We start from the raw sequence: 18,659 nt of genomic DNA on the forward strand, positions 1-18,659 counted from the left end.
ACGCAGCTGACGGTTGATAGTTAGTAAAAGTTTTTTTGTTAGTATTATCGCCCAAGCAAGTAAAACCGGAGGCACAACTGGTAAACTATTTGGAGCAATGTATGTTTATCAGGTAAATTATCAGATGCCATTTAACGATTTTTTCAAGCAATTGTTGAGCTTTAAAAAGAACTTAATAACCTGTAGCACTATTTCACGCTCAGCCAAGTTTTTGAAAGCATACCAAGCCTGGGTGTCTGCCCAGACTTACCTGAATTGGACAGGTCCTTTTTTTAAAGCCTACCATTACCAGAGAGCTGGAATGCCTGCTCAACTTAGAGTACAGGTAATATCGGAAGATAGCGTGAAAGGTGCGTTGCTTTTCTACGAGCCAAGTATAGGCGCAGATAATTTTAACTTTTTATTCGACTTGCTGAAAGATCGGGTGCAGCAGCAAGGCTACAAATTGCACAGCGCCAGCAAACTAAAAATTCGCCATGAGCGCTATACAGAGCAAGCAGAAAAGCTCCTTTTAACCCCTCCTGCCTCTGATTTACCTGATTCCAGTTTATGCAACCAACTGTACGGCAATATCCTGCTAGATTATATTAAGGTAAATAAACTACCTGGCTATATTCGCTTTGCCACTAACAGCTATAACGACGCTTATTTCTCTAAGCCTTTACCTTTCGATGAATTACTGGAGCTTACACTCCAGCCAAAAGAGCAGTATTTAAAATAAACTTTACAGTTACAACAACAGCCTTACCTGAAGCATAGTATAATCATTGAAGATTATGTATTAAATATCCGCAGATAGAGTTATATTTAAGTCAGATATTTATTATAACTTCTTGAGTATGCCTATGCTTAAACGTTTACTTCTCCTTGTCTTCCTGTTGTGCATCACTTTAGCTAGCGCCAAGGCTACACACATTGTGGGTGGTGAGTTTGAGATGCAATACATTAGCGGGTATAATTACAAACTTAACCTTAACTTGTACTTTGATGTTGTTAATGGCAGCCCAGGTGCACGTGACGGCTTTGTGTCTATAAATATTTTTAGCAAAGCAACAAACAGAAACATAGGCCGTGTAACACTTAATTCTGCCAGCAGTTCCAGAGTGCCTTACACTAATATTGACTGTACCGTAGGCGAGTTGGTTACAGACAAATTAATCTATTCTGCAAACATTTACCTTGACCCCAATATTTACAACGAGCCTGAGGGATACTACGTTACCTGGGAGCGTTGCTGCCGAAACTACACGATCAACAACATTGTAAGGCCACAAGATGCCGCTCAGGTATTTTATATGGAATTTCCCCCTGTAGTTAAAAGCGGGCAGTTTTTTCAGAACTCCTCTCCTATCCTCTTTCCGCCCCTAAGCGACTATGCCTGTGTAGATGAGCTATTTTACTTTGAGTTTAACGGTTCAGACCCTGATGGCGATTCGTTGGTTTATGACATGGTAACGCCTTTAAACGGCTATACCACACCAGCCATGCCTGCTTATTATAACCTGACGTATCCGGTAAGTTACATAACTAACCCAAGGTCATCTCCTTACACGCCTATTCAGTGGCTGCCAGGTTATGGCGTAAGTAACCAGATTCAGGGCTCACCCGCTATAGACATTGACCGCACATCTGGGTTACTGACTATGCGCCCGGCTCAGAAAGGATTATTTGTGTTCGGTATTCGTGTGCAGGAGTTTAGAGATGGAGTAAAGCTGGGAGAAGTGCGTAGGGACTTTCAGGTGCTGGTCTTGGATTGCCCTAGAAACCAAACCCCTCAGGTGGTAGCACAGGAAAAAGGGAATAAGAGCCTTTACCAGGAAGGGCAAGTTGTACGAATCAGCTCTACAGATACAGAGCGATGCCTCAACGTGCTATTCACTGACCCGGACATGCGTGAATATATAGAATTACGTGCGCGGCCGGTCAACTTCTCTGGCAGTAGCTTTACATTTACAGGTGCCACCAAAGGGTTAATTAACCAAGGTGGCCGACAAGATACACTTAGTGCCACTGTATGTTTTGACGAGTGCTTTGATACCGATGGCAAAGTATACATGATGGATTTTATTGTTAAAGATGATGGCTGCAGCCTGCCCCGCCAAGATACTATACGGGTAAGCTTTGTGATTGATCCTGTGTTGGATGCACCGCCAGCTTTATCACTTTCCACCAACAGGCGCGTATTCGAAGTCCGGGAGGGCGATCAGCTAAATTTTGATGTGTTAGGCTTGGACCCGGACGAGGATGAAGTATTTTTATCAGCAACAGGTCAGGATTTCGATATTGGCACCGAACAGATCTTTTTTGAAAATAAAAATGGTACTGGTCGCGTCAGTTCTCCCTTCACTTGGGATATTACTTGTGAAACCGTTAAGAGAGCAAGTTATACTTTAAATTTTACAGTGAAAAGCAAGGGCTGTAACGAGGAAAAAATACGGACTGAGATAATTGAAGTGCGCACTATTTCTAATAATAATGAGCCTACCATCAGTTCAGATCAGCAGGTTAAAACCATAGAATTGGAAATAGGAAAACCATTTACCGCCAATATTTTCGGGCGCGACAAAGACCTAGATATGCTTATGCTTACTGCAAGTATAGAAGGCCGCACTTTGGAGGAATACGGCATGCAGTTTAGCAGCACCAATGGAGCCGGCGCTGCAGACGGGGTGTTTACCTGGACACCAACCTGTGAGGCTTTTCGAGAAGAGAACCTGGTGGTAAAATTTGATTTGGCAGAAGATGCATGCGCCTCCTCACCAAATAAAGAACTGACGCTGGAGTTTGTTATAAAAGCACCAAACAATGCTCCTACGCTTACGTCTGACCAAACTACTTATACCTTTGACTTAAAGCTGAATGATGCATTTGAGGCTAATTTTGATGGTCTGGATCTTGACTTGGACAACCTGATCATGAGCGCTGAAGGGGAAGGCTTTTCGATAGAAGATTATGGGATGCAGTTTACAGCCACAGGAGGTTCCGGTGAAGCAAAAGGCAAATTTACTTGGATAGCCAACTGCCCTGCCACCGAGCAGGAAATGCTGCGGGTAAACTTTATACTTCGGGAAGATGCCTGCGATCCAAAACCACAGCGCCTGACTATGGAGTTTAAAGTTGAAGCTCCTAAAGTGGCTGATTATATCCCCTCAAACATCTTTACACCAAACGGCGACGGCAAAAATGATTTCTTCCTGATACCAGGATTGCCGCCCGAGTTCTGCACCGCCACTTTCAACAGCATTCGTATTTATAACCGATGGGGCCGTGAAGTATACCGGAGCACCGACAGTAGCTTTAAATGGGACGGTAAAGAGGTTAACGACGGCGTATACTTTTATGTGATTGATTACGGAACCACCTCCTATAAAGGCAGCGTAACCATAGTGAGATAAAATAAGCAAAGATCCCCGCCTAATTCTAGGCGGGGATCTTTGCTTATAGCTTACTTTATGATTTCTCTTTTAAAAACTTTACAGCCTGCTTGTAACACCTCTAGTATTAAGCAATAAACAACAGCACCAAGTATAGGCCTAGCCACAGAAAATCTAGGAAATGCCAGTAGCTGTTAAGCATGGATAACTGCAGTCTTCGGAAAGGGTCACGGATAAAGACAAGGCTGCGAACGGCATCGCTGTTGACATACATTGTTTTGAACACCATAAACGAAAGAAAAATGATACCACCAAGCAGGTGCAGAATGTGCAAAGCTGAAATCAAGTATAGGTAGGTGCCTGAGGATTTGCCAGTAAAGTACACCCCCGTCTTCGTCATCTCATTCCAGCCAATCAGCTGCGCTCCAATAAACAGTACACCCAAGCCAAGAGTCGCCCCCAGGTAGCGCGCCATCTTCTTTAACTTCTCCTGCTTGTAAAACCGAGCAACCTTAGAAATTGTATAACTGCTGAACAGAAGTATAATAGTACTAATACTAAAGAATTTCGGCAGCTCAAACTGGCCCTGCGGAAAGCCTCCCGTACGGGCAAAAGCTACAACCAGTACAAAAAAAAGCACCCCGATGCCAACCATACTCAGGTAAAGCAACATCCTGATCGGATGCATCCTCTCAATCCGCTTAAAGGCTGACCGTTGTTTGGGGTTAACTTGATTTTTCTTATCCTGATTCATCCTCTGCTCCGTTATCCTGTGCTATGAAAGCGGGCGTCGCTATACTTACTTGTTGCACGTATTTATGTGTAGTATTTTATACTTTTACAGCCATGTTATAGTTTTGCAAATACCCTTTTAATTTAGTTCTAGACCTATTTATAATTAATAAACTTATACATCAACTATTTGTTGCACCTATTTTTGTACTAAATGTTGGTTTTTTCTTCATCACCATTGTCAGGTTATTTGCGTTAGAAGGTTTATATAAACTAAACTCTCAGCACTTACTCATGAATAAAAAATTACAACTTATTTACCTTTTGTTATTGTTGCCCCTGCTTTTGTTAACCACAACTGTATCTGCGCAAAGGAACCGCAATGCATATACCGGCAATAACAGCGTGCTGGTAACGCTTGATGGCTTCACCAATAGGTATGAATTTAAGTCTGAGCAGACATTGGTGCGCTACAATAAAGACACACAGCAAATAGAATGTATTATACCGGTTGAAACGCTGCTTCCGCTCCGGGATACTATTCCTCCAAGTATGGCTTATGATGTACTCTTCGGAGCGGTGCACCCTCAGATATTCATTAGCTTTGCTGCCCCAACACAGCAGATAAATGCCGCCAACTTAAGCCCTGAGAATGTAAATCTTAAAACTTATGTCAGATTGCAAGAAGTGACAAATTCATTGGCTGCACCGGTCATTTTTACGCCTGAGAGTACAGCGCTGCACTTTTCTACTACGCTAGATTTACAACTTTCCGACTTTCAGGCCTCCATACCTGTAGCTTACCTACCGCTACTTACAGGCCGAATGATGATCACGATAGATAGAGCTCGATGGGTAAAATTAAACGGCCGTTAAACTTCTACGGCTATTCACAAATCATAAACAAAAATTATAAGCACCACATAAACTGCTTGTTGAGAGATCCAGCGAAAGCTAAACTTGAAAGTATACTCCGAGTAACAAGCTACTTTATACACATTTGAAAATGAACAGAAAGTAACTATAGCCTAGTCAAATCATTTGCTTCTTTGGCGCGATTAACTACATTTGGATAATCTAACCTTTTATAGCACTACGCATGAAAAAAATCACTCTAGTTATGCTTATGGCTGTTGCGGCTTTCGGTTGTAATCAAAACCAGGCTTCTAACAGTTCTGAGACAAATAATGCTTCAGAAGCTGTTGCCAGTACCAGTAGCTCTGCTTTTGGCGCTACCTTTGCAGAGGAAAACGTAATTCCGGGGTCTGAACTTATGGCTGCCGTTGCAGACAAAGATTCTGTGCAAGCTACTGTTACAGCAGAAATTAAGGAAAGCTGCCAGGCCAAAGGATGTTGGATGGATGTAAAGCTGGCAGACGACAACACAATGAAAGTAACTTTCCGGGACTATGGCTTTTTTGTACCGACAGAAGATTTAGAGGGCCGACAGGTTGTTTTTACAGGCACCGCTAAACGTGAGGTTGTTTCTGTAGAGGACCAACAGCACTATGCGAAAGATGCCGGTAAGTCAGAGGCAGAGATAGCAGCCATCACTTCACCTAAAGAAGAACTGCGCTTTGTAGCTGACGGTGTAATCTTGAAGTAAAGAACTATAATGTATACTTAGCAGGGGCTACCAGAAACGGTAGCCTTTTTTATTTATCGAGCCTCCTCAAGCTTCATTTGATAAATACGCCGTTTATTAAGGGATAAAAGTACACTTCTGGCGCTATTATTTAGTAACAGGATAGCTCACCGCTACACTTTTTATAAGAATTCACAATTTAACCTCTCGCATATGCACCGGAAAAAAATACTTATTCTTCTGCTCTGCCTGCTCCAAGTAACTGTATTCGCACAGCAGCAGAACCTACGCGTGGAGCCTGCCTTTTGGTGGGCCGGCATGAAAGACCCAAACCTGCAGCTAATGCTTCACGGCAATAACATCAGCAGCCTACAACCTGAAGTTTCCTTTGCTGGTGCAGAGGTGAAAGATGTTATTAAGGTTAAGAGCCCTAACTATTTATTTATCAACCTAAACCTTGCCAATGCAAAGCCGGGAAAATTTACCATACAGCTAAAGAAAGGCAATAAAACGGTCCATCGCTATACTTACGAGCTGAAGCAGAGAGAGGCAAACTCAGCTAACCGGGAAGGCTTTAATAGCTCAGATGTAATGTACCTGATTACTCCTGACCGCTTTGCCAATGGCAATCCTAAAAACGACTCAGTTAAAGGAATGGAGGACAAACTGAACCGCTCTGACAGAAGCGGGCGCCACGGTGGTGATATCAGCGGCATCATTCAGCACCTTGATTACATAAAGGATATGGGGTTTACAGCGCTATGGGTGAATCCTGTGCTGGAAAACGACCAGCCTAAAGTATCCTACCACGGCTATTCCACCACAGATTATTACAAAGTAGATCCGCGATTCGGGAGCAACCAAGAATATGTGGAGCTGTCTGAGAAAGCAAAGGCGCGTGGAATTAAGCTAGTGATGGATATGATACTGAACCATATCGGGTCTGAACACTGGTGGATGGACGATTTGCCAACCGATGATTGGTTGAATTTTCAAGTTGATTATCAGATCACAAACCATCGCCGAGAAGCTATACAGGACCCTTATGCCTCAGCCTATGACCGCCAGATGCATACAGACGGCTGGTTTGTTGAGTCGATGCCGGACCTGAACCAGAAAAACCAGCTTTTATCAACTTACCTGATCCAGAACACGCTTTGGTGGATAGAATATGCTGATTTAGGCGGCATACGCATGGACACTTACTCCTACCCAGACCCTGCTTTTATGGCTGAGTGGACTCGTCGCGTAATGGGAGAGTATCCGAACTTTAACATTGTAGGCGAAGAATGGTCCCTGAACCCGGCTATAGTGGCTTACTGGCAGCGCGGAAAGAAAAATCCGAACGGTTATACTTCCTACCTGCCCAGCCTGATGGATTTTCCGATTCAAAACGCCCTAGTAACATCTTTACGTGATGATGAAAGCAGCTGGGACACGGGCTGGGTTAATTTGTACAACACCTTGGCAACCGATTTTCTCTACGCTGACCCAAACAACCTGGTGGTATTCCCCGATAACCACGACATGGACCGCATCTATACGCAGCTGAACCAGGATGCCGACTTAACCAAACTGGCCTTAGCGTATAATCTGACTACTCGTGGCATTCCGCAGCTATACTATGGCACGGAAATTTTGATGCATAACGAGGATAAAGGCGACCATGGCATTATCCGAACTGATTTTCCGGGAGGATGGTCCGGCGACCAGACAAGCGCTTTTACTGGCAAAGGCTTATCAGAAGAACAATTGGAGATGCAGCAATTTACCAAAAAACTACTGAACTGGCGCAAAAATGCAAAAGCAGTGCACTCCGGAAATCTAACGCACTACGCACCTTACAAAGGCGTTTATGCATACTTCCGGCAGCAGGGCGACCAAAAGGTAATGGTAATACTGAACAAAAACGAGAAGCCCTATGAACTGGATCTTGAGAAATTCTCGCCTCAATTGGAAGGTGTAAAGCAGGGGGCAGATGTCTTAACCGGTAAAACCTATGATCTGAGCCAGCCAAAGATTACGCTTCCTAACCAAGCGCCATTGATACTGGAATTACGATAATCCATTTCTGCAGTGCCAAAAACAGCATCGGGTTTGCAAACCGGATGCTGTTTTTTTATACTTGCCACTTATCATTTAAAGCCGAAGTGAAGTATAATCCTTTGGCAAACTACATATATTTAACCTCATGACTGAATTTCTGGAAAGAGTATACTTCCATAATACCGTGCAAACTTATCTAATAGCAATAGGCTTTATTCTGCTGGGCCTGATTCTGATCAGCTTCTTTAAACACAGAATACTTACACGCATTGCCCGGCTGACGCAGCGCACAAAATCAAACTTTGATAACCATCTGGTAGAAAGTATCGATCGCTTTGGAGTGCCTGCGCTGTATATTGCCGTTATTTATGCAGGATTAAACTACCTGGAGCTTCCGGTTAGAGCATCCAAAGTAATTCAGCTTGCCACAACGGTGGTTCTTACTTATTTAGCTATCAGAATCATTTCCTCCACCATTTTGCTGCTGCTGCGCTCCTACATTAGCCGGCAAGACAATGGTGATGAAAAGGTAAAGCAGCTGGGTGGCGTTATACTTGTCGTTAACATCTTTATCTGGGGACTCGGTATACTTACCCTGCTCGATAACCTGGGCTACGATGTAACAACCGTTATAGCAGGTCTTGGAATTGGCGGTATAGCTATTGCTTTGGCTGCCCAAAACATACTTGGTGACCTTTTCAACTACTTCGTGATCTTTTTTGACAGGCCTTTTGAAGTAGGTGATTTTATCATAATTGATGATAAAATGGGCGTAGTTGATAAAATCGGGGTTAAGACCACCCGTATAAAAAGCCTTTCGGGCGAGCAGCTGGTGTTTGCCAACTCAGATCTTACAAACTCCCGCATACATAACTACAAGCAGATGCAGCAGCGCCGCGTTTTGTTTAAGCTGGGCGTAACTTACCAAACAACATACGAGCAGCTAGAAGCTATACCTGGCTTGCTTCGGCGTATTGTGGATGAGCAGGAAAACGTGCGCTTTGACCGTGCCCACTTTTCTTCTTACGGAGACTCAAGCCTAGACTTCGAGGTTGTCTACTATGTGCTGGCCTCTGACTATAATGTATATATGGATACACAGCAACGTATAAACCTGCGTATATTTAAAGAATTCCATGAGCGCGGTATTGACTTTGCCTACCCTACCCGCACGCTATTTGTGGTAAATGAGGATCAGGAAAATAAAGAGCAGCCTGTTTTACGTTAGTAAAGTATAAACCACAAAATAGAAGGGGCACCGGTTATAAATCCGGTGCCCCTTCTATTTTTAGAACTCTTGATTGTTATACCTCAGTTCGCTACTTTTTCTGTTACCTTATCGGAAGTATAAAAACGTCTGCGCAGCCACTGAGCCACATTAACCAGAAGTATAAGTGCCGGCACCTCTACTAGTGGGCCTACAACGCCGACAAATGCCTGCCCAGAATTTATACCGAAAACGCCAATGGCAACGGCTATGGCCAATTCAAAATTGTTGCCAGCGGCTGTAAAAGAAATAGCTGCATTCTGAGAGTAATCTGCACCTACTGCCTTACCGGCAAAGAAGCTTATCAAAAACATTACTCCAAAGTATATCATCAGCGGAACTGCCAACAGAAGCACATCGAACGGTATACTTACAATCGTGTTGCCCTTCAGGCTGAACATCACCACAATGGTAAAAAGCAGCGCTACCAGCGTAATGGGGCTAATGGCAGGTATAAACTTCTGCTGATACCACTCTTCCCCTTTCAGGTTCTTTAAAAGGAAACGCGACAGCAGTCCGGCCGCAAACGGAATACCAAGGTAAATAGCTACGCTCTTAGCTACCTCGCTCATGCTGATGCTTACCACTTCACCTGCTATACCGAAGTATGGAGGCAGCACCGTAATAAACAGGTAAGCAAAGAAGCTGTAAAATAGCACCTGAAAAATACTGTTAAAAGCTACCAAGCCTGCCGCATACTCCCGGTTACCCTCCGCCAGCTCATTCCAAACGATCACCATGGCAATGCAGCGGGCCAGGCCGATCATAATCAATCCAACCATGTACTCCGGATAATCCCGGAGAAACAGGACAGCCAGCAGAAACATAAGCACCGGACCAACCACCCAGTTAAGCACCAGCGATACTGACAGTACTCTAAAATTACGGAATACTTTGCCAAGCTGCTCGTAGCGCACTTTTGCCAGTGGCGGATACATCATCAGGATAAGCCCTAAAGCAATAGGCACATTAGTGGTTCCGCTCTGAAACGAGTTTATGAAACCTTCCATACCCGGAAAAAAGTATCCGAGAGCCACACCAACACCCATTGCCAGAAATATCCAGAGTGTCAGGAAGCGGTCCAGAAATGAAAGCCGCTTGCGTTTATAAGCGGGGTTACATGTTGTCATTAGCTAATAGTATAGTTAGATTGGTAAAACAACAATCTGATCTTAAATAGTTGATTTTAAAACTAGTATGCTTTACGTAGCATGTCGGCAAACTCATTCGGAAGCGGGCTATCCTCCACAGCTTTGGCTGCTTGCTCTACGTTGTAAGGCACGCGCACAAACTCAACATTTAAACTTTCAGGCTGCGCTGCTTTGCTGTCTTCGTTCAGTTCTAACATGGCATAGCAGGCGCGTGCGTCACCATCTTTTGGCTTACCAACCGAGCCGAGGTTTATAGCGTGTTTGTATGCCTGGTCTTTCTCAGATGCAAGTATGCGGTGGAATGGCTTGTGTGTATGGCCAAACAGCATAATGTCAGCTCCGGCATCTTCCAATAACCTAACCATACTTTTCTCCGGCCTGTCCTCAAACAAATATTCATTTATCTTTCTCGGGCTGCCATGCACCATTAGTAATCTCAGCTTTACGCCTTCCTGCAGCTGAAAGTCCAGGCGCATATGGCGCGGCAATTGGCGCAGATACTTTCTGTTATCACTGCTGATGATTTGGTTAGTATAGTCGATGGATTGGTTGCCACGGTCTTTATCGTCGTCAGATTTGTAGGCACAGCCACAGTCACCGCTGTTCAGCCCCACTCCTTCATCGTAGTTACCGGCAATAGTAGGAATGCGGTGCTGACGGATCAGCTCCACTACTTCGTTTGCCCAGACGTTATAGCCCACTAAGTCGCCGAGGCAATAAACCATGTCAGGCTGCTTCTGCTGCAAATCCAGTAACACAGCCTCCAAAGCTGGGAGGTTAGCATGTATATCGCTAATGAAAGCTAATTTCATAGAAGTTTTAGTTTAACACTGCTATTGCTAAAATTAGTGCGTTAGCAACTTATACTTTAGCAATAGAAATAAGTGAGAACTTAACAGCAGCCACTGTCCGGTGTGCAGAAGCCACCATCTGCATCAGAAATTATACTGATATCAGCGAGCTGTACTTTTGGTTTCTCTTCTTTGGCAGGCGGCATACAGCAAGCGCTGGCATCATTCATTTCGTAATGCGGATCATTAAACTCAGCGTCCTCATGAAAATAGTATACTTCCCACTGCACGCCATCAGGGTCCTCTACCCAAAATTTGTCCTGAACTGCATAGCAACAGGCAGTGCCAACTTCCTCCTTCGATACAAGGTCCATGGCTTTCGCTTTGTACAGGCGCTCCTCCAGCTCCTGCTTCGTTTCCACCTGAAAGCCCAGATGGCCGAAGTTCTGCTGCACCCGTTCCGGGTTCTCCACAAAGGATATAATCAGAGAAGGATTATCAAGAACATATTTTGCGTAGTTGGTTTTTAACTTGGCTGGCTCTTGTCCAAAAAATGAAGTATAGAAATCTGTTGTTTTGCTGATATCAGACACGTAAAGGCTCACGTGCATACGCGGAAAAATTGCTTCGCTCATTGTCTTATACTTTAGTAGGTTGAAATATTATGTTAACAACTGCAGTCATCTTCGCAGCAGGTACTCTTTATCGTAGTCAGCATATGCTGCAGTAAATGCACTGCTTTATCATACTGCTCCTGATCAATGCAGTAGCAGACGGTAAGGCCAGCAATCTCTCCTTTTATCAAGCCAGCATTCTTCAGCTCCTGCAGATGCTGCGAGACTGTTGAACGGCTTAATGGAAGCGCGTTCGAAATGTCGCCGGAGATGCAGCTTTTGGTTTCAGCTAAGTGCTGCAGAATGGCTATACGTGCCGGGTGAGACAGTACTTTGGCTACTCTAGCTACCTCCTGCTGCTCCTGTGTAAACTCTGTTGATTTAGTATAGGTCATGCTTTTAATGAAGTATGACGTAAACATACGTCATTGTAAAACAAACCTCAAATAGTTTGTGTGTTTTTTTAGGAAATGTATAAATGGCAAATAATTAGAGGTAGGAGTATGTGCAAGTATAAGGTTGGCTCTGCCAGGAGTTTAAAGCTGGAATGCTTTTCTAAAAGCGGTATTAGGGATAAAAAAAGCCGCAGCTCATGCCGCGGCCTTTTCTCAGATGGAAATTTAATACAATGTACAGCTACTTATACGGATTGGTTACAAATTAAGTAAGCATTTATCTGTCATAGGCGCCAAAATGACCGTAATACCCTCTGTTAGTGCGATCTTGTCGTCCGTAATGGTCATTGCCAAAGTCTCTCAACTCGTCAGCGCTTCCGTATGATGCATCATGGCGGAAACCATGATTACCACGGCTGTCAAAATCACGATAACTGTCCCCTTCTTCCGGGTTGTCGTAATTAGGGTTATAGTTAGAATTATAGCGATAGTGCCGTGGTTGCCTGCTATAAGGGCCTTCAGCATAAGGAAATCGCTCTACAGTATCCAAATCATTTTCAGCTCCCCGAGGCAAGCCGTAGTCTGCTGATCTGGGTTGGTCAGTGTAGTTTGAGATATCATACATCTCGTTGTAATAATCTTCTCTTGTGCCTGCAGGTCCTCCCTGGCGGCCGTATTGCTGGCTATGCTGTATTCTATAATGTTCTCCTGGTTCACGGCGTGTATCTCCCAAGTGCGCATTCTCTCTGCCATGGAAGCGCCAATGCCTGTGGTTACCGTGTCCCTCCTGCCGGTAGTTTCGGCTAAAATTACCGTAGTGCATATCTCTTTCGTCTCTCATGTTTTATAATATTAAGGCGGCACAGGCTTTTGCCAATGCCGCACTGTAAAACCATTAGTAATTTGTATTAGCGGCGATCTCTGTTGCGCATGTAGCGCTCGTAGTTTTTATCACTTTGGCCGCTCCAGTTGTCCATGTCACTGTAATATTGTCCTTCTCCATAGTGCTGCTCTCCCCGTGCGTAATTACGGCCAGAGAATCCTCCGCTGTAGTCATTGTCATAGTTGGGGTTACCCTGTTCGTACCTTCTGAAAGACTCATGATCGCCCCGTGAGTTGCGGGTCCATCCTCCTTGTCTCTCCCCACGGCGTACATCATGGCCGAAGCGCTCGTTTGCCATTCCGGAGCGGTAATCTGAGCGGCCCTGGCTACGCAGGTCTTCATAATCCCTATCAGAGTAATCGGCTCTGGCATCGTAGTGGCGCCCTGAATTGTAATCATCGTTCGGCACGTAGGTCATTCCGTAAGGATTGTCGCCGCCGCGTCTTCCACGCGAATAATCGGGACCGCTATACTGTGCTCCGCCTGACTGGAACCTACCTTGCGGATACATCTGACTTTGGTCTGCATTACTGTTAAAGCTGCGTGTGTCGCCATACTGGCTGTCGGAAGCGTCACCGTAACCGCGGTTAAAATGCGTATCTGTGGTATAGTTGCCTCTGTCGGAGTTCTGCCCTTGGTGGTGGCCATGCAACCAACGCGCATCCCTGTCTTCTCTGTAATCTTCTTGTCTTCTATAATTGTCTCTTCTTTCGTCTTTCATAGCTTTTTAAATTTTTGATGAATGGTTTACTCAACATGTTTTACGGGACAGCCCCACCCTTAGGTTAAGCAGTCTTAAACCTCAGCCCTTAACATCCGTTAAAATGGATACATCTAAATAAAACTGTACTAACTATGGAAGGAAATAATTGGAACCAAAACAACGATAGAAACGAACGAAACAGATACCGCGACAACGACCGTCACCGTATTGATGAGGATAGCTACCGCGGCGCATATCGCTTAGACACCACCAGCGACCACCGCAACGATTCAACCTGGGACGGCTATGGCAGCACAGAGCAAAACCGCCGTCGCGGCAACGACTATAACGAAAACTATAACCGAGACTATAATCGCAACTACAACAGCGACTATAACCAAAATTACAACGACCAAGACCGCAACAGAGGCTATGATCATGATAACTACAATATGAACAGCAGGTATCGTGACCAGGGCAACCATAACTACCGCAGCGGCAACAATGCTGATTGGAATGCACAGCGCCAGCAAAGAGGTAGTGATTCTTATAACAAGTATGATCAGGGCAGGCAGCATAGAAGCGTACATGACCGCATTGAGGATAGCGATCCTTATGGAGCTGGTAATTTTAGCGCTGATTATGGCCCCGACAGGTATGGCCAGGGAGGCGGCGAAAACTATGGTAATCAGGCTGGTTCGCTAAGTTTCGGCTATGACGGCACCAGCAACTATGACCCGGACTGGAACAGTAAGTATGACCCTTTGACTGGGGAACGCCGTAGCTACCATGGCAACTATACCAGCCGTCACCCGGAAAGAGAGAACCGACGCTATCGCTCCGGTAGAAATTCTGATGAGCGTTATTAATTATACCTTGGCTCTCAAGAACTTGAATTTAAAATTGTTAATTTCTTAACCAATAAATAATACGAAGATGAACACGAACGATAAAAATAAAGATAAGCTCAAAAACGAGGATCCGAACGATACATTAAACAAAGGGAATAAAGTACCTAATATAAACCCGACAGGAGAACGTAAAACTGTTGATAATGAAGACTTAATGAAAGGCAATGTTGGCGGAGCGCCATCACAGAAAAGCGGTAGCCGCGGCAGTGCCGACGTGCAGGATGGCGGCTCTGATGTTGGCAGCAGCGCCGGAAGTCATTAATATGTCTTAAGAAAGGAAAAAGGGAAGCCCTGTTTTGATGGGGCTTCCCTTTTTTATACTTCTGAAACAGCAATAGCCGCTATATTTAGCGGCTATTGCTGTTTCAGAAGTATAAGTATAAATTCAGTCTATTGCAGTTCCTCTTGCTCCATATACTCCCACATCGCATCTTCACTTGCGCCGCTCTTAGCAGCATAAATCAGCATAGTAGTATACACGCCGATTAAAAGAAAACTCAGAGGAATAGAGAAAACAAAAGATACAATCAAAGTCTTAATAGGGTCCGGCTTGGATCTCATCTTAGTAGATGCATACCAAAAAAACAAAACATTGAAAATTCCGGAAAATGCAATTAGGTTGATGATGTCTAGCATTGGCTAAAAGTTAGATTGCCTCTTAATGCCAAATAATACGCTTCAAAGAGAAGTATGTATTTTTTAAGCATCCTTTATAAATAATTTACCAACTGTGGTCAATCGTTTGTGTATTTTCCGGTTAACTTATACCGGAACCGCTTGATGCAATTTATAATACAACTTTTAAATATACAAGTATCTGCAACATAAAATTTATAAAATAGTAACAACCTTCTAAATCCTTTACAAGCTATATATTAATATCTTAATTGATAAATACTTGTAAATGATCCTCAATTATAAAAGATCCAAATTGAAATTTTAGTACAATAATACTTTATACTACCCGATTGTCATTGAGACTTTGTTTATCATTTTTGCAATAGAGTTGGCCGGGTTTATACTTCTTTAGTATATTAGCTTTAGCAGATCTTAAGGAATCAAAACGAAATTCTCATCTTGTTTATGAGTTAATCTATATATTTGTAAGTCTGTTTCTGATTAATATATACAGTATAACCTGGCTGAGAAGCAGATAACAAGTGGTTTAACTTACCTCCTATGGAAACCTCGGACAACCCACGTGGTAGAATTATAGCTGAAGCCAAGTCGCTTTTTTTTGTACACGGCTATAGCAAAGTTTTGATGGCTGACCTTGCGAAACGCCTCGGGATGAGCAAAAAAACGCTCTACCAATACTTTTCTGGTAAAGAGGAGCTTCTAAACGTAATCATCCGACAACACGCTCAGGATATTCAACAGGAAGTGGAGCTTATTTTAGCAGATAAACAACTGCTGTTTCCTGATAAAACAAGACGCATTTTTAGCTATGTAGGCACCAAACTGCACGACATAAATGCCGACTTTGTACTTGACATCAAAAAGAACGCCCCATCGGCTTGGCAGCTTTTGCAAAAGCACAAAACCGATGCAGCATTTCTTCGCTTTAACTCGCTACTGGAAGAAGGGTATGAAAAAGGATACGTAAGAAGTAGCATAAATCGGTCACTTGCTGTCCTGCTTTATGCCAGCGCACTGGAAACAATCCTTAATCCGGAATTCACAGACCAGGTTCCGAAAGAGTTAATTCAAGATATGCCTAAAACACCGGGAGAGGTATTTGATGGGTTGGTAAAAGTTATTTTTAAAGGTATTCTTTTAGAGGATCATAAAGTATAAAAAAGCCACTGTAATAACTATTATAGCGGCTTTTTTATACTTTATGATCTAAAGGCTCAAAGCAAGAATTTCCTTTACGTCCTGAACCTGAATATCCGCTCGCTCACCTAAGTTTTTCACACCTCGCTCCTCAAAACGCTGGATGATAATGGCAATAGTATCTTTGCCAACTTCGTAGTCAGATAGACGTGTTTTGATATTAAGTGACTCGAAGAATGCAATAGTAGCTTGAATTGTAGCTTCTAATCTTTCGTCTTCTGTGCCAGTGTTAACGCCCCACACGCGCTCACCATACTGTAGCAGCTTTTCTTTCTTAGTTTCGCTTTTATAGCGCAGTAATGCCGGGAACACAACTGCCAGCGTGCGAGCATGGTCAATGCCGTGCAGTGCCGTCAGCTCATGCGCAATGTAATGAGTTGCCCAGTCAGTTGGCACACCTACTCTAATCACGCCGTTCAAAGCCATTGTAGCAGCCCACATAAAGTTAGCCATCGTTTCGTAATCCTGCGGATTCTGAACAGCCTTAGGTCCCTCCTCCTTTAAAGTGAGCAAAACTGCCTCGGCTAAGCGGTCCTGAAGCGGTGCATTAACAGGATACGTAAGATACTGCTCCAGCACATGCGAAAAAGCATCCACAACTCCATTCGATATCTGACGCACCGGCAGCGTGAATGTACTTTCAGGGTCCAATACCGAGAACTTAGGAAACGTGAAAGGACTACCGAAAGCCAGCTTTTCTTTTGTTGAAACACGATTGATAACAGATCCTGAGTTCATTTCGGAACCAGTGGCAGGAAGAGTCAGCACTGCACCGAAGGGAGCTGCTTTTGTAACAGGCTCTCTTTTAGCCATAATATTCCACGGATCCTCCCCTTCATACTCCATAGCCGCCACAATAAACTTAGTGCCATCTATAACCGAGCCGCCACCCACAGCCAAGAAGAAATCAATCTTTTGGCGCTTAGCAATTTCTACTGCCTGCATCAAGGTCTCGTAATGAGGGTTAGGCTCAATGCCGCTAAACTCAATTACCTCGAACCCTTTCAGCGCCTCCATTACTTGGTCATAAACGCCGTTTTTCTTAATGCTGCCACCGCCATAGGTCATCATGACGCGTGCACCTGCGGGTATTTCTTGTGATACTGCGCTTATCTGCCCTTTGCCGAACAGAATTTTAACAGGATTATAAAATGTGAAGTTATTCATACTTTAACTAATTGTATTGTTGTTTGATCAGCATCCTAAGCTGCTATACTTGTGTTTTGATTTTAAAAGGAGTCACGACAATATGTTGTGATATCGCAGTGTCTATACTTCTCTGTCGGCCACTTTTACCAGTTGCTTACCGGTGTTTTCACCAGTAAACAAACCCAGAAAAGCTTGCGGTATGTTTTCAAAGCCCTCCTCTATTGTCTCCTGATACTGCAGCTTGCCTTCTTTAACCCATGCAGCTAAATCTTTGGCAGCGGTGCCAAACTCTTCTGCGTAATCGCTAACAATAAAGCCTTTCATCAAAGCGCTTTTCTTGAGTAGAATAGGTTCAACCCGCATACCTGTAGGCAAGCTAGTGGCGTTGTAATAGGAAATCTGGCCACATACTGCAATGCGTGCAAATTTATTTAAACTCCAATAAACGGAATCAGAGATTTCGCCGCCCACGTTATCAAAGTATACATCCACTCCATCAGGGCAGGCCTGAGCCATCGCTTCCTTAATATTGGCAGTGTCCTTGTAGTTAATGGCTTCATCAAAGCCTAGCTCTTCTTTTAAGTAAGACACTTTTTCGTCTGATCCTGCAACACCTACCACACGGCAACCTTTCAGCTTTGCAATTTGGCCGACTACTGAGCCCACGGCACCTGCAGCACCAGATACTACCACTGTCTCGCCAGGCTTAGGGTCTCCAATATGTAGTAGGCCAAAGTATGCTGTAAGTCCGGGCATACCTAGAATGCCTAAATGGTAACTTAGTGGGGCAATTTCAGGGTCGATTTTATTAAGCCCTTCACCGTTATGCGCAATGTATAGTTGCCATGGCAAGTTACCGATTACAACGGTCCCTTTCTCCCATTGACTGTTGCAGCTATCTACCACCTCAGCCACAATACCACCGGCAATAGGCTTACCAACCTCATAAGGCGTCACATAAGACTTTGCATCGCTCATACGCCCACGCATATAAGGATCAACTGACACATATAACGACTTCAACAATATCTGCCCTTCTTCTAGAGCCGGTATATCTGCATCCTCAAACCTAAAGTTTTCACTGGCAGGCGTACCCTTCGGGCGGCTGGCCAATACAATTATTTTATTTTTCATGTAGCTGTGGCTATAGTGTAGTTTTAATACACCACAACCAACTTATAGGATTTTTGTTTTGAAGCTCTACAGACTTTGTACATGATCA

Annotated in this window: 19 protein-coding genes; 9 read left to right on the forward strand and 10 right to left on the reverse strand. The window is 44.0% G+C overall.

Going from position 1 to position 18,659, the window contains the following annotated elements; translation table 11 throughout:
* The first annotated feature begins 13 nt into the window (after positions 1-13).
* Positions 14-721 carry a hypothetical protein gene (locus tag Q1B04_RS07170; protein ID WP_299757370.1) on the forward strand — a complete coding sequence of 236 codons (708 nt, stop codon included), beginning with the start codon at positions 14-16 and terminating at the stop codon, positions 719-721.
* A gap of 124 nt (positions 722-845) precedes the next feature.
* Entirely contained in the window at positions 846-3,395 is a 2,550-nt protein-coding gene (locus Q1B04_RS07175) for a gliding motility-associated C-terminal domain-containing protein (protein ID WP_299757372.1), read from the forward strand.
* Between the two features lie 106 nt (positions 3,396-3,501).
* On the opposite strand, the gene Q1B04_RS07180 is transcribed toward Q1B04_RS07175, so the two are convergent.
* On the reverse strand, positions 3,502-4,128 hold the full coding sequence (locus Q1B04_RS07180) for a cytochrome c oxidase subunit 3 (protein ID WP_299757375.1): 627 nt from the start codon (positions 4,126-4,128) through the stop codon (positions 3,502-3,504).
* Between the two features lie 272 nt (positions 4,129-4,400).
* Here Q1B04_RS07180 and Q1B04_RS07185 point away from each other — a divergent pair, with 272 nt between their 5' ends.
* From Q1B04_RS07185 to Q1B04_RS07200, 4 genes are all read left to right on the forward strand, one after another.
* Positions 4,401-4,982 (forward strand): hypothetical protein, encoded by a 582-nt coding sequence (locus tag Q1B04_RS07185; protein ID WP_299757378.1) that lies wholly within the window; start codon positions 4,401-4,403, stop codon positions 4,980-4,982.
* 223 nt (positions 4,983-5,205) lie between these two features.
* Complete coding sequence (locus Q1B04_RS07190) at positions 5,206-5,712, forward strand: DUF4920 domain-containing protein (RefSeq protein WP_299757380.1); 507 nt, start codon at positions 5,206-5,208, stop codon at positions 5,710-5,712.
* Positions 5,713-5,904: 192 nt separating this feature from the next.
* On the forward strand, positions 5,905-7,755 hold the full coding sequence (locus Q1B04_RS07195) for a glycoside hydrolase family 13 protein (protein WP_299757383.1): 1,851 nt from the start codon (positions 5,905-5,907) through the stop codon (positions 7,753-7,755).
* A 127-nt stretch (positions 7,756-7,882) separates the two neighbouring features.
* Positions 7,883-8,965 (forward strand): mechanosensitive ion channel family protein, encoded by a 1,083-nt coding sequence (locus tag Q1B04_RS07200; protein WP_299757385.1) that lies wholly within the window; start codon positions 7,883-7,885, stop codon positions 8,963-8,965.
* 83 nt (positions 8,966-9,048) lie between these two features.
* On the opposite strand, the gene arsB is transcribed toward Q1B04_RS07200, so the two are convergent.
* The 6 genes from arsB to Q1B04_RS07230 form a co-directional block, all read right to left on the reverse strand.
* Entirely contained in the window at positions 9,049-10,134 is a 1,086-nt protein-coding gene (gene arsB, locus Q1B04_RS07205) for an ACR3 family arsenite efflux transporter (protein WP_299757387.1), read from the reverse strand.
* Between the two features lie 62 nt (positions 10,135-10,196).
* Entirely contained in the window at positions 10,197-10,967 is a 771-nt protein-coding gene (locus tag Q1B04_RS07210) for a metallophosphoesterase family protein (RefSeq protein WP_299757389.1), read from the reverse strand.
* 80 nt (positions 10,968-11,047) lie between these two features.
* The gene (locus tag Q1B04_RS07215) at positions 11,048-11,581 is read right to left on the reverse strand and encodes an ArsI/CadI family heavy metal resistance metalloenzyme (protein WP_299757392.1); all 534 of its coding nucleotides are present in this window, start codon (positions 11,579-11,581) and stop codon (positions 11,048-11,050) included.
* Between the two features lie 32 nt (positions 11,582-11,613).
* Positions 11,614-11,955 (reverse strand): metalloregulator ArsR/SmtB family transcription factor, encoded by a 342-nt coding sequence (locus Q1B04_RS07220; protein WP_299757394.1) that lies wholly within the window; start codon positions 11,953-11,955, stop codon positions 11,614-11,616.
* 277 nt (positions 11,956-12,232) lie between these two features.
* Complete coding sequence (locus Q1B04_RS07225) at positions 12,233-12,796, reverse strand: hypothetical protein (RefSeq protein WP_299757396.1); 564 nt, start codon at positions 12,794-12,796, stop codon at positions 12,233-12,235.
* Between the two features lie 67 nt (positions 12,797-12,863).
* Positions 12,864-13,559: a hypothetical protein gene (locus Q1B04_RS07230; RefSeq protein WP_299757398.1), complete on the reverse strand. Its 696-nt coding sequence runs from the start codon at positions 13,557-13,559 to the stop codon at positions 12,864-12,866.
* A gap of 134 nt (positions 13,560-13,693) precedes the next feature.
* On the opposite strand from Q1B04_RS07230, the gene Q1B04_RS07235 reads away from it, so the two are divergent.
* Both Q1B04_RS07235 and Q1B04_RS07240 read left to right on the forward strand, forming a co-directional pair.
* Positions 13,694-14,410, forward strand: a complete 717-nt coding sequence (locus tag Q1B04_RS07235; RefSeq protein WP_299757400.1) for a hypothetical protein — start codon at positions 13,694-13,696, stop codon at positions 14,408-14,410.
* Positions 14,411-14,477: 67 nt separating this feature from the next.
* A complete protein-coding gene (locus tag Q1B04_RS07240) occupies positions 14,478-14,714 on the forward strand; it encodes a hypothetical protein (protein WP_299757403.1) in 237 nt (78 codons plus the stop codon).
* A 128-nt stretch (positions 14,715-14,842) separates the two neighbouring features.
* Here Q1B04_RS07240 and Q1B04_RS07245 read toward each other — a convergent pair whose 3' ends face one another.
* Entirely contained in the window at positions 14,843-15,088 is a 246-nt protein-coding gene (locus Q1B04_RS07245; protein WP_073851105.1) for a hypothetical protein, read from the reverse strand.
* 543 nt (positions 15,089-15,631) lie between these two features.
* Between Q1B04_RS07245 and Q1B04_RS07250 the strand changes: the two genes are divergently transcribed.
* Entirely contained in the window at positions 15,632-16,249 is a 618-nt protein-coding gene (locus Q1B04_RS07250; protein ID WP_299757412.1) for a TetR/AcrR family transcriptional regulator, read from the forward strand.
* 48 nt (positions 16,250-16,297) lie between these two features.
* Here Q1B04_RS07250 and Q1B04_RS07255 read toward each other — a convergent pair whose 3' ends face one another.
* Complete coding sequence (locus Q1B04_RS07255) at positions 16,298-17,455, reverse strand: iron-containing alcohol dehydrogenase (protein ID WP_299757414.1); 1,158 nt, start codon at positions 17,453-17,455, stop codon at positions 16,298-16,300.
* Positions 17,456-17,557: 102 nt separating this feature from the next.
* A complete protein-coding gene (locus Q1B04_RS07260; protein ID WP_299757416.1) occupies positions 17,558-18,571 on the reverse strand; it encodes an NADP-dependent oxidoreductase in 1,014 nt (337 codons plus the stop codon).
* Positions 18,572-18,659 lie beyond the last annotated feature (88 nt).

Origin of the sequence: uncultured Pontibacter sp. (assembly GCF_947495565.1) — a bacterium.
GTDB lineage: Bacteria > Bacteroidota > Bacteroidia > Cytophagales > Hymenobacteraceae > Pontibacter.

Coding starts and splice junctions, on each gene's coding strand:
- Q1B04_RS07175 (WP_299757372.1), top strand. CDS start 846: ATGCTTAAACGTTTACTTCTCCTTGTCTTCCTGTTGTGCATCACTTTA.
- Q1B04_RS07180 (WP_299757375.1), bottom strand. CDS start 4,128: ATGAATCAGGATAAGAAAAATCAAGTTAACCCCAAACAACGGTCAGCC.
- Q1B04_RS07185 (WP_299757378.1), top strand. CDS start 4,401: ATGAATAAAAAATTACAACTTATTTACCTTTTGTTATTGTTGCCCCTG.
- Q1B04_RS07190 (WP_299757380.1), top strand. CDS start 5,206: ATGAAAAAAATCACTCTAGTTATGCTTATGGCTGTTGCGGCTTTCGGT.
- Q1B04_RS07195 (WP_299757383.1), top strand. CDS start 5,905: ATGCACCGGAAAAAAATACTTATTCTTCTGCTCTGCCTGCTCCAAGTA.
- Q1B04_RS07200 (WP_299757385.1), top strand. CDS start 7,883: ATGACTGAATTTCTGGAAAGAGTATACTTCCATAATACCGTGCAAACT.
- arsB (WP_299757387.1), bottom strand. CDS start 10,134: ATGACAACATGTAACCCCGCTTATAAACGCAAGCGGCTTTCATTTCTG.
- Q1B04_RS07210 (WP_299757389.1), bottom strand. CDS start 10,967: ATGAAATTAGCTTTCATTAGCGATATACATGCTAACCTCCCAGCTTTG.
- Q1B04_RS07215 (WP_299757392.1), bottom strand. CDS start 11,581: ATGAGCGAAGCAATTTTTCCGCGTATGCACGTGAGCCTTTACGTGTCT.
- Q1B04_RS07220 (WP_299757394.1), bottom strand. CDS start 11,955: ATGACCTATACTAAATCAACAGAGTTTACACAGGAGCAGCAGGAGGTA.
- Q1B04_RS07225 (WP_299757396.1), bottom strand. CDS start 12,796: ATGAGAGACGAAAGAGATATGCACTACGGTAATTTTAGCCGAAACTAC.
- Q1B04_RS07230 (WP_299757398.1), bottom strand. CDS start 13,559: ATGAAAGACGAAAGAAGAGACAATTATAGAAGACAAGAAGATTACAGA.
- Q1B04_RS07235 (WP_299757400.1), top strand. CDS start 13,694: ATGGAAGGAAATAATTGGAACCAAAACAACGATAGAAACGAACGAAAC.
- Q1B04_RS07240 (WP_299757403.1), top strand. CDS start 14,478: ATGAACACGAACGATAAAAATAAAGATAAGCTCAAAAACGAGGATCCG.
- Q1B04_RS07245 (WP_073851105.1), bottom strand. CDS start 15,088: ATGCTAGACATCATCAACCTAATTGCATTTTCCGGAATTTTCAATGTT.
- Q1B04_RS07250 (WP_299757412.1), top strand. CDS start 15,632: ATGGAAACCTCGGACAACCCACGTGGTAGAATTATAGCTGAAGCCAAG.
- Q1B04_RS07255 (WP_299757414.1), bottom strand. CDS start 17,455: ATGAATAACTTCACATTTTATAATCCTGTTAAAATTCTGTTCGGCAAA.
- Q1B04_RS07260 (WP_299757416.1), bottom strand. CDS start 18,571: ATGAAAAATAAAATAATTGTATTGGCCAGCCGCCCGAAGGGTACGCCT.